Origin of the sequence: Nostoc sp. FACHB-190 (assembly GCF_014696905.1) — a bacterium.
Classification (GTDB): domain Bacteria; phylum Cyanobacteriota; class Cyanobacteriia; order Cyanobacteriales; family Nostocaceae; genus Nostoc_B.
In genome coordinates this window covers 100,317-111,940 of record NZ_JACJQW010000019.1, presented here as the reverse complement: position 1 = coordinate 111,940, position 11,624 = coordinate 100,317, and the positions used below count along the sequence as shown (strand labels likewise).

General features: G+C 41.9%; 4 protein-coding genes. 3 read left to right on the top strand and 1 reads right to left on the bottom strand.

Annotation, left to right across the window (positions count from 1 at the left end; all coding sequences use genetic code 11):
• Position 1 precedes the first annotated feature (1 nt).
• The 3 genes from H6G28_RS20350 to H6G28_RS20340 all read left to right on the top strand — a co-directional run bounded on the left by H6G28_RS20350 (position 2) and on the right by H6G28_RS20340 (position 9,000).
• Positions 2-3,193, top strand: coding sequence for a non-ribosomal peptide synthetase (locus H6G28_RS20350; protein WP_190673587.1), 3,192 nt, complete (start codon positions 2-4; stop codon positions 3,191-3,193).
• Between the two features lie 109 nt (positions 3,194-3,302).
• Positions 3,303-7,706 (top strand): non-ribosomal peptide synthetase family protein, encoded by a 4,404-nt coding sequence (locus H6G28_RS20345; RefSeq protein WP_190673584.1) that lies wholly within the window; start codon positions 3,303-3,305, stop codon positions 7,704-7,706.
• A 1-nt stretch (position 7,707) separates the two neighbouring features.
• Positions 7,708-9,000 (top strand): MFS transporter, encoded by a 1,293-nt coding sequence (locus H6G28_RS20340; RefSeq protein ID WP_190673581.1) that lies wholly within the window; start codon positions 7,708-7,710, stop codon positions 8,998-9,000.
• A gap of 5 nt (positions 9,001-9,005) precedes the next feature.
• Here H6G28_RS20340 and H6G28_RS20335 read toward each other — a convergent pair whose 3' ends face one another.
• A complete protein-coding gene (locus H6G28_RS20335; RefSeq protein WP_190673578.1) occupies positions 9,006-11,609 on the bottom strand; it encodes a U32 family peptidase in 2,604 nt (867 codons plus the stop codon).
• Positions 11,610-11,624 lie beyond the last annotated feature (15 nt).

Here is an 11,624-nt window from a genome sequence, read left to right as displayed (position 1 = left end):
TATGGAAGCGAAAAACATCGAGGATATCTACACACTCTCACCCACTCAACAGGGTATGCTGTTTCACATTCTCTCGGCTCCAGATGGGAGGATGTATGTAGAGCAAACAGTATGTACATTACACGCAAATCTCAACATCTCAGCTTTTGAGCAGGTTTGGCAACAAATAATAGACCGACATCAGAGTTTAAGAACAGCTTTTGTATTGCAAGGTGTAAATCAGCCAGTCCAGATAGTACACAGACAAGTTAAACTGGCGATCGCGCAATATGATTGGCGTGAGCTTTCCACAACTCAACAACAAGCGCAACTACAAAGTTACCTGGAAGTAGACCAAAAAAGCGGCTTCGATTTGGCTCAACCCCCCTTAATGCGGCTGACTTTAATCCAAACAGATGTAGATACTTACCAATTTATTTGGAGTATTTGTCACTTAGTCGTAGATGCGTGGTGTGTTAATACAATTCTCAAAGAGTTCTTGTCCTGTTACGAGGCACTTTGTCAAGGCCAAATTCTCCAGTTACCACCAAGCCGCCCCTATCGAGACTACATCAGTTGGCTAAAACAGCAAGATTTATCAGAGGCGGAGGTTTTTTGGCGAAAATATCTTCAGGGCTTCACAACACCAACCGCTTTGACAACAGATGGAAACAATCAACAAGAAGGTTTCCATCAACAACAAGTCCAACTTTCGCCAGCCACCACACAAGCACTGAAATCTTTAGCACAACAACATCATTTAACTCTCAATACCTTGATACAAGGGGTTTGGGCGTTGCTGTTGAGTTATTACAGCAATGAAGCAGATGTGGTGTATGGAACTGTTGTCTCTGGACGACCACCAACATTATTGGGGGTTGCTTCAATGGTGGGACTTTTTATCAACACCTTACCAGTGCGCGTATTTGTTTCTGGTGAAGCATCATTGATATCTTGGCTGAAATCACTCCATGCTCAACAACTGAGTTTACTTAAATACGAATGTACCCCCTTAGTTCAAATCCAAAGTTGGAGTCAAGTACCTCCTGGCATACCTTTATTTAATAGTATTTTGGTATTTGAAAACGCCTCAGCCAATCTTGCTAATTTACCTACCAAAAACTTAAAAATTGCTCAAGTTCGCTCTTTTATCAACTCTAACTATCCACTGGTTTTATTAGTTAAACCTTGGTCGCAGTTATCTTTGAATATATTTTATGACTTACGTTACTTCAATCAAATGACAGTAGATAGAATGTTAAGTCATTTAGAAATACTGCTGAATAATATAGTTACAAATTCTGACACAACACTAGCAAAATCAACCCGTAGCATTGTTGATATTGAACAACAAAAACTACTTATTGAATTTAATAATACAAAAATAGATAATGTTAATGATAAGTGTATCCACCAATTAATTGAATCACAGGTAAAACTTACCCCAGAAAACATAGCTGTGGTGTTTAAAAATCAACAACTAACTTATAGAGAACTAAACACCAGAGCCAATCAATTAGCACAATATCTTCAAGCTTTGGGAGTTGCACCCGATGTATTGGTGGGGATTTGTATAGAACGTTCTTGGGAAATGCTAGTAGGGATATTAGCCATTCTCAAAGCTGGAGGAGGATATGTACCAATTGATCCTTTGTATCCTCAACAGCGATTGAATTATATTTTGGCAGATTCCCAAGTATCAATCATCTTGACCCAAGAACGGTTAGTGAAAAATTTACCTGATATTGAAGCGAAGGTACTTTGTTTAGATACTCTTTGGGATGTAATTACTCAAGAAAGTGATGAAAATCCTCAAAATCAAGTAAGGACTGAGAACCTAGCTTACTTAATTTATACTTCTGGCTCTACAGGAAAACCCAAAGGAGTGCAAGTTACTCATCAAAATTTAGTTCACTCGACAACTGCTCGGATGCGTTATTATGAACAATCAATAACAGGTTTTTTGTTAACTTCACCTTTTGCTTTTGATAGTTCTGTTGCTGGGATTTTTTGGACACTTTGTCAAGGTGGTTTTGTATTTATTTTACCTGACAACTGGCAATTAAATATTCAACAGATAATAGAGGCGATCGCTCAACAAGAAATCTCTCATTTATTATGTCTACCATCTCTTTACAAGCTGATTTTAGAGCAAGTACAACCACAAAAACTACTCAGCCTCAAAACCGTAATTGTTGCGGGTGAATCTTGTCCCAAGGAACTTGTTAAGCAGCATCGTGAATTATTGCCTAACGTCGCCTTATTTAATGAATATGGCCCTACAGAAGCCACCGTTTGGAGTAGTGTATATAATTGTCAAAATCATGATTTAAATTATTCTGTTCCCATTGGTCGCCCAATTACAAATACTCAAATTTATGTACTAGATGCTCATCTCCAGCCAGTATCAATTGGAGTTGCTGGAGAAATATATATTGGTGGTTTAGGTGTAGCGAAGGGCTATCTGAATCGTCCAGAACTAACTGCTCAAAAGTTTATTCCCAATCCCTTTAGCGATCAACCAAATGCACGTCTTTATAAAACTGGAGATTTAGGGCGTTATCTTCCAGACGGTAACATTGAATTTCTCGGTCGGATTGATCAGCAAGTAAAGATTCGTGGATATCGAATTGAGCTACCTGAAATTGAAGCTGTTTTGCATCAACACCCAGCCGTACAACAAGCGATCGCGATCGCCCCAGAAGATATCAACACTCACCGACGTTTAACAGCATATATTGTCCCCAAACAAGAGCAAGTACCCACAATTGATGATTTACGTAGCTTCTTAAAAAATTACTTGCCAGATTATATGCTGCCTTCAGTGTTTGTAATGCTAAAAACACTTCCACTAACTCCCAATGGCAAAGTAGATCGTCAAGCCCTTCCCATCCCAGACCAAGCAAGACCAAATCTAGAAGCAGTATTTGTCCCGCCCAGCACTCCCATTGAAGTAGCACTAGCAGAGATTTGGTCACAAGTTCTCAGCATAGAAAAAGTGGGCATTCACGACAACTTTTTAAAGTTAGGCGGAGACTCACTTCGCAGCATTCAAGTATTATCCAGAGCTAATAACCGAGGATTAAATTTTTCTTTACAAGAGTTCATTCAACATCCGACAATTTACGAACTTTCCCAAGTTATTAAAACTAATCAGGAACTACAAATACCTGCCATCAAGCCAGTATCTCGTGACCAATACCGATTGAAATAAAAAACCCTTTCCCCCTCTCTTAGCTTTGCGCCCTACCCTGCGGGAAGCCGCTATCGCGTCTATGCGCTCTTTGTGGTTCGTTTCCTAATTCTTCTATTCCTATCTAAGTATGACAGAAAAACTATTTATTTTTCCTACATCTTTTGCCCAGCAAAGACTGTGGTTTTTGCATCAGCTAGAACCAAATAGTTCAGTATATAACCTGCCTTATGGCTTACGAATCACTGGGAATTTGCAAGTAGAAGCTTTACAACAGGCTTTAGAAAGTATCATCAATCGTCACGAAATTTTGCGTACTAACTTTACCACAGTGGATGGAAATCCAGTGCAAATCATTGTCAAAAGCCAAAGTATAGTTATACCTGTAGTGAATCTGACTCAATGTTCAGAAATAGACCGTACAGCCCAAGTCCAGCAACTAATTACCAAGGAAGCAGAATACTTTTTTGATTTGGCACAGGACTCTTTAGTGCGTGTTACCTTGCTCCAATTAAGCGAAAATGAATATCTCCTGTTGCTAACCCTACATCACATCATCTTTGATGGTTGGTCGATGGGAGTTTTCATCCGCGAATTAATAGCCCTCTACACAGCCTTTTCAACTGGGACTGCTGCACCACTTCCCGAACTGCCCATACAATACGCTGACTATGCTATCTGGCAACGAGAGTGGTTGCAAGGGATGGTACTGCAAACTCATTTAGATTACTGGAAACAACAGTTAGCAGGTTCCTTACCCGTCTTAAAACTGCCCACAGACCGCCCTAGGTTAGCAGTCCAGAACTTTCAAGGTGCAACCGAGTCTTTTTCTTTGTCTGCTGATTTATCCCAGACACTCAAACACATTAGCCAGCAGGTAGGAGTTACCTTGTTTATGACTCTGCTGGCAGCATTTAAAACATTACTCTTCCGCTATACAGGAGAAGGGGACATCATCGTAGGTTCACCTACTGCTAACCGCAACCGCCCGGAAATCGAAGGATTAATCGGGTTTTTTGTTAATACGCTTGTCTTACGTACTTACCTTGGGGATAACCCTAGTTTTCGGCAGTTGCTTTTAAGAGTACAAAAAGTCACTTCCGGGGCATTTGACCATCAAGACTTGCCCTTCGAGAAGCTGGTAGAAGAAATACAGCCAGAACGCAGTCTTAGCCATACGCCACTGTTCCAGGTGATGTTTGTCCTGCAAAACGCCCCGATGCCACCCTTGGAGTTGCCAGAACTGATTTTGAATCCTGTGATAGTGGAGAGCAAGACAGCTAAGGTTGATTTGTCTTTATCGATGACAGATACACCGCAAGGACTAATTGGGAATTTAGAATACAACACTGATTTGTTTGAAGCAGCCACAATTAAGCGAATGGTCGGGCATTTGCAAACTTTGTTGGCAAGTATTGTGGTTAATCCTGACCAGAGTCTCAGCGACTTGCCAATTTTGACAGAAACAGAATTGCAGACTTTATTGGTAAAGTGGAACAGCAAAAAAACAGAAAATTTGCCAGATTTGTGTATTCATGAGTTGTTTGAAGCTCAAGTAGCGCAAACACCGGATGCTGTTGCAGTCATCTTTGGAGAGCAGAAATTAACATATCGACAACTAAACGCCAAGGCAAATCAGTTAGCACGTTACTTACATTCCCTTGGTGTGAAACCAGAAGTGCTGGTGGGTATTTGTGTCGAGCGATCGCTTTCCATGATTATCGGGTTATTGGCCATTCTCAAAGCTGGTGGTGCTTATGTACCCTTAGATCCCACCTATCCCCAAGAGCGATTAACTTGGATGTTATCAGATTCACAAGTATCAGTCCTCTTAACTCAGAGTGATTTGTTGGTAAAACAAGAGTTTGCTGGAATGCACATAGTTTGCTTGGATACTGATTGGCAAGTAATTGCGCTTGAAAGTGAAGAGAATTTCATAAGTAGTGCGACACCAAAAAATCTGGCATATATCATCTATACATCAGGTTCTACAGGCAAACCAAAAGGAGTGATGATTCAACATCAGTCTTTAGTGAATTTCACTCTGGCGGCAATTGTTGAATATGGGTTTACCCAGTCTGACAGTATTCTACAGTTTGCCTCTATTAGCTTTGATACAGCAGTCGAAGAAATTTATCCTTGCCTCATCTGTGGTGGCAAACTGGTGCTACGTAATGAACAGATGTTAATTGATATCCCGAATTTTCTCAAACAATGTCAAGAATGGAAAATTAGAGTATTAGATTTACCTACAGCATATTGGCATCATTTGACTTTTGAATTAACGACGGCAAAACTCAAACTACCTGAATCATTGCGTTTAGTCATTATTGGCGGAGAACAGGCACTACTAGAACAAGTAAAAATGTGGCAAGAATATGTGGGTGATTACCCGCAGTTATACAACGGATATGGGCCTACAGAGTCAACTGTAGTGGCAACAATTTACAAGTTACCAAAAGCTCGATTTTTATCAGAAAGTATATTATCAGGAGTGCCTATTGGTAAGCCTATTAATAATGTTCAAATATACGTCCTAGATAACAACTTACATCCTGTTCCCATTGGCATTCAGGGGGAAATTTATATTGGCGGTGCTGGTTTAGCCAGAGGTTACTTAAATCGTCCAGACTTAACTGAAGAAAAATTTATTCCTAACCCTTTTAAAAATTCAAAATTAGCATCAGAAAGTCTATACAAAACTGGAGATTTAGGGCGTTATCTCGCAGACGGTAACATTGAATTTCTCGGTCGGATTGATCAGCAAGTGAAGATTCGCGGCTTTCGCATCGAGCTTGGCGAAATTGAAGTGATGCTGACTCAACATTCAGAAATTAAGGAAGTTGTAGTCATCGCGCAACAAAATGCTACAGGCGACCAATACTTAGTAGCTTATGTAGTTCCCAAGCAAAATTCGGTTCCCAATAGTCGTGAATTACGTCGCTTTCTCAAGGATAAGTTGCCGGAATATATGCTGCCAAAATTCTTTGTCATGTTAGAGTCACTACCACTTACTCCTAACGGCAAAGTAGACCGTAAAGCATTATCAATAGCTAACGAAAATCCATATAATGATGACACAATTTACGTAGCGCCACGTACATCAACTGAGGATAAATTAACGGCAATTTGGTCTGAGTTACTAGTTCGGAAAAAAGTTGGTATTCACGATAACTTTTTTGAATTGGGTGGTCATTCTTTACTGCTGACTCAGATGATTTTCCGAGTGCGAGAAACCTTTCAAGTAGAGTTACCCTTGCGTAGTCTATTTGAAATGCTGACTGTAGCCAGTCTTGCCGAAAGTATTGAGATGCTGCAAACAACAGGTGGTTCTAATACTATTGTTCGGGAAAATGTTGTGGATCTGCAAGCCGAAGCTGTTCTCGATCGCACAATTTTTCCTGAATCTCTCCCCAGAAATTATACAACCGAACCAGCTAGGATTTTATTAACAGGAGCAACAGGTTTTTTAGGAGCTTTTTTACTTGCTGAACTGCTGCAAAAAACTTCAGCAGATATTTATTGTTTGGTACGTTCTAAGGATGCTGAATCAGGTAAAAACAAGCTCTGCCAAAACTTGGAAATATATTCACTTTGGCAGGAAAATTTTAGTTCTAGAATTATTCCGATTGTGGGAGATTTATCTGAGTCATTTTTTGGACTGGCTCAGGAAGAGTTTTTGCTATTGGCAAATAATATAGATGTGATTTATCACAATGGTGCTTTAGTTAATTTTATTCATCCATACGAGCAGCTAAAGGCAGCTAATGTTCTCGGAACCCAGGAAGTTTTGAGATTAGCAAGTCTCATTAAAATTAAACCAGTGCATTATGTTTCTACCCTTTCTGTGTTTCCCTCACAAAGCGATTCTGAAGTGCAAGTATTTCGAGAACAAGACTATTGGGAACAGGGAGAAATCCTCGAAGGTGGCTATGCTCAGAGTAAATGGGTAGCAGAAAAATTAGTAGCGATCGCACTTTCGAGGGGACTACCTGTGACTATCCACAGACTAGGAAGAATCACAGGAAACAGCAAAACAGGCATCTGGAATACAAGTGATTTTATGTTCAATATGATTAAATGCTGTATCCAGCTTGGTAGTGTGCCGGAAATTACTGGTTTCGTGGATATGACTCCTGTAGACTATGTAAGTCAGGCGATCGTTTATTTATCTCAGCAAAAAGAATCAATTGGTGAAGTTTTTCATTTACTTAATCCCCAACCAATTAAACTGCAAGAACTGATCGATTGGGTATGTTCTTATGGCTATCCACTGCGGTTAGTGACTTATGAACAATGGCGACAAGAATTGATCACGGCTGCAAAACATTCTTCAGATCCAACCTTGTATGCCCTTTTACCTTTGTTTCCAGAAAATAGAGTCAACACAAAAATGGTACAGTTCGATTGCCAAAACACCCTTGATAAACTGGCAGATACTTCTATTGTCTGTCCGGCGATCGATGACGAACTTCTGAAAAACTACTTCTCTTACTTTACTCATCAAGGTTTCCTGAATCACCCACATCTCTAGAATGCGAATATTTACCCTGATTTGGTTTGGGCAACTTGTCTCATTGATTGGCTCTGGGCTGACTCAATTTGCTTTAGGTGTTTGGGTATACCAAAATACGGGGTCAGTCACGCAATTTGCTCTGATTTATTTGTTCACAATATTGCCAAGTATTTTGTTGTCACCCTTGGTTGGTGTGCTGGTAGATCGCTGGAATCGGCGTAATTGTATGATATTGAGTGATGCGGGAGCCGGAGCGAGTACCCTAGCGATCGCGCTGTTGCTGGTAATTGGTAAGCTGGAAATTTGGCACATTTACTTAGCTGTAGCAATCAGTTCCATCTTTAACGCCTTTCAGTGGCCTGCTTATGCGGCTGCAACTACAATGCTTGTCCCCAAGCAACATCTTGGTCGAGCCAGTGGTATGGTGCAACTAGCAGAAGCAACTTCACGGCTACTTGCACCGATGTTAGCAGGTGTGTTGGTTGTAACTATTCAGATTCAAGGCGTAATCTTGATTGACTGCGTTACTTTTCTCGTTTCCCTAGTGACGCTTTTAGTTGTTCGATTTCCTGAACCGAAAACAACCACAGACAATGAAGTCAAGAAAAGTTGGCGCTTGCAGGAGTTCACCTATGGGTGGACATACATCACCGCACGTCCTGGACTTCTGGGATTATTGATTTTTTTTGCTGTGATTAATTTCTTAACGGGAGTTGTCAGCGTACTAGTTACACCACTGGTATTAGCATTTGCCACTGCTAATGTATTGGGTACAGTGCTATCTATTGGTGGAAGCGGGATGCTGGTTGGTGGTTTGGTGATGAGCGTTTGGGGAGGCCCGAAAAACCGCATCCTTGGTGTGTTTGGTTTTAGCCTATCAGGTGCATTGTCCATCATACTTGCAGGGCTGAGACCTGCTGTGCCGGTTTTCTTTGCAGCTGCTTTCATCTACTATTTTGGGGTGTCGATGATTAATGGCTGTGACCAGGCCATCTGGCAGAGAAAAGTTGCACCCACTGTCCAGGGACGTGTGTTTGCCGTGCGAAGTATGCTGGCTTTCGCATCACTACCGCTTGCTTATTTAATTGCAGGGCCTTTAGTAGATGGAGTTTTCGAGCCATTACTTGCCCCTCATGGTTTATTAGCTGGAAGTGTTGGCAAGTTGATTGGTGTCGGTCGAGGATATGGTATTGCTTTTTTGTTTGTTGTCGTCGGAATTTTGAATATGATCGCGATCGCTTTTGGTTATTTGTATCAACCTCTACGACGGCTAAACCAGCAACTACCAGATGCAATTGCTGATATTGTATGAGAAAGTTACAACTTCCTACCGCCGCCGACTGGAGATAAACCCAAGGGGCCACGAGTGACACCCAACTGATTTTGTAATTGCAACTCTCGCCAAAGTTGGGAACCGGAAATTTCGCCTTGGAGTAGCTGACGGTAACGCTGTATAGTTTTTGTCACTTGTTCTGGTGTTTCATTGACAAACTCAATGCGGAAGTGGCGTAAACCCAGTTCTATCAGACGCTGTACGTATTCGGCTCCAGTTTGGGCTGTACCATTAAATACGGTGTTTCGACAACCGGCATCAGCTTGGAGGATATGTTCACTACCAACGCGGTCGCGTAATTTGACTTCATGTTGCTCACAAGGTCTGCCACAGTTGGTATAATCAGTACCTTCAGAAAGAAAGGCACAAAAAACACAATGTTCCATGTGAAACATTGGTATACGCTGGTGAATTGTCACCTCAAACCATTGCGGTGGACAACTGCTCAGTAAGTCTTCTAATTGATGAATATTTAAATCGTAGGATGCAGTTAGTCTTTCTAAACCAAAGTGCTGCTGATAATAATCTGCGGTTAAAGGGTTGGCAACGTTGAGTGAGAAATCGCCAACGCATCTATCTGCACCAAAGAATTGTAACTGATCATAATTCCGCACCAAATAACCATCGGCATTTGCCGCCCGCACTTGTTGTAAAATCCAGTTTTCCCCAGGTTTGGTAATGCGGGGAGGTGCAACCCATATTTGAGGGAGTGGGGAGTGGGGAGTGGGGAGTGGGGAGGGCGTGGGGAGTGGGGAAGTTCTGTGTTGATGTACTAGTTCTACGGCCTGGCGGTAGGTGCGGGGATCTTCAAATTCACAGTAGAGAGTTTCCACACCAGTATTCAAGGCGGCTTGGAGTTGCTTGAGGTTGCGGACTAGAACTATGAGTGCGGGAGATGTGGGAGATGGGGGAGAGATAGCCGGAAGTAAGTTTTGTAAAGATACATCCGGACGTAATTTCCAGGGTTTGGGTTGACTGCGTAACTCTTCTAATTGGGCGACAATTTCTCGACGCATCCGGTTTAACTCACTGACGGGAACCATAACAGCACCCTGGAGATGATTAGTTAAAGTTCCCAGAGAAAAGGGGGTGTTTCCCAGACGACCGAACTGTTCTCGCAAACGGTCTGTGTCTAAAGGTTTAGTGTGTGCCTCCACTAGTGCGATCGCAGATTCTACTTGTACGATATTACCAAGTTCATCGCGGGCGATCGCCATCAATAATTGCCCAACTTCGCCATAAATTTCCAACGATATCGGCCGCTGAAATTGTGGGTTTTCACCAGCAAAACTTTGACGCAGTTGTTTATCCAATTCTGGGTCGCTGGTTTTCCACACCTTATCACCGATATGTACCCGCCGGAAGTTAAGGCTATCTTTGCCAAAAGTGAGTATAACTTCCTGACCTTTGGGTGTCACCGTGTAAACCCGACCGCCTTCTTCCTTCGCCTCTGGATGACCGCAGTCAAATACAATTCCATCTCCTGGTTTGACTGGTGCTTCTAACTTAATCGTTACTTGTTCGTTACGAATGCGAGTAACTTCACCCAAATAAACCCCGCGCTTTTTCCCAAACCGCGCATGAACTAATTCCTGATTATTGATTCCCTTAAACCAGCCAGTATATAGTCCACGGGAAAACGCCATTTCTAAGTTGTATTGTTCTTGTGTTTGACCTTTTTCTGAAGTAGTTTTAATTCCCCCTTCCCTAGTATGGAAGGGGGTTAGGGGGTTAGGTCTTTCCAACTCCGCCATCACCTTATCTAAAGCTTCTCGATAAACGCGGGTGACATTTGCAACATATTCCGGGGCTTTCAACCGCCCTTCAATCTTGAGACTAGTTACCCCAGCCTTCACCAAATCTGGTAATACATCTAACCCTGCCAAATCTTGGGGACTGAGTAAATATTTGCGTTCTTGTAAATCAACAATTTCGCCATCAACGATTAAATTGTATGGCATCCGACAAGCTTGGGCGCATTCACCCCGATTTGCCGAACGTCCACCCAAAGCTTCACTCGTCAAACACTGACCAGAATAGGCGACACACAAAGCGCCGTGAACAAAAACTTCTAATGGTAAAGTTGTGGCTTGTTGAATTTTCTGAATTTCTTTAATCGAACATTCCCGCGCCAAGACTACCAACTGACAGCCAAGAGATTTAGCAAATTCCACACCAGCAGCACTGGTAATAGTCATCTGAGTGGAAGCATGGATAGGAAAATCTGGTGAGAGGTGACGAATTAGACGGCAAATACCAACATCCTGGACAATTACTGCATTTACACCAGCCGCAATAATTGTACGGAGATATTGTTGTGCCTCGGCTAATTCTTGCGGAAAGATGAGAGTATTTAAAGTAACATAGCCTTTTACACCCCGCAGGTGCAGAAACTTCATTAATTGCGGTAAATCAGCTTCAGTAAAATTTTGCGCCCGCATTCTGGCGTTAAACCTATCTAAACCAAAATAAATCGCATCAGCCCCATTTTCAACAGCAGCTTTAGCACATTCCCAGTTACCTGCTGGCGCAAGTAGTTCAGGACGTTGAATAGAAGTTTGTGGGTTTTGTGTGCGATCGCTTTTCATCAGGCTGAGATAGAT

What these genes read in the sequence shown, in the direction of transcription:
- H6G28_RS20350 (WP_190673587.1), top strand. Translation starts at nt 2, where the DNA reads ATGGAAGCGAAAAACATCGAGGATATCTACACACTCTCACCCACTCAA.
- H6G28_RS20345 (WP_190673584.1), top strand. Translation starts at nt 3,303, where the DNA reads ATGACAGAAAAACTATTTATTTTTCCTACATCTTTTGCCCAGCAAAGA.
- H6G28_RS20340 (WP_190673581.1), top strand. Translation starts at nt 7,708, where the DNA reads ATGCGAATATTTACCCTGATTTGGTTTGGGCAACTTGTCTCATTGATT.
- H6G28_RS20335 (WP_190673578.1), bottom strand. Translation starts at nt 11,609, where the DNA reads ATGAAAAGCGATCGCACACAAAACCCACAAACTTCTATTCAACGTCCT.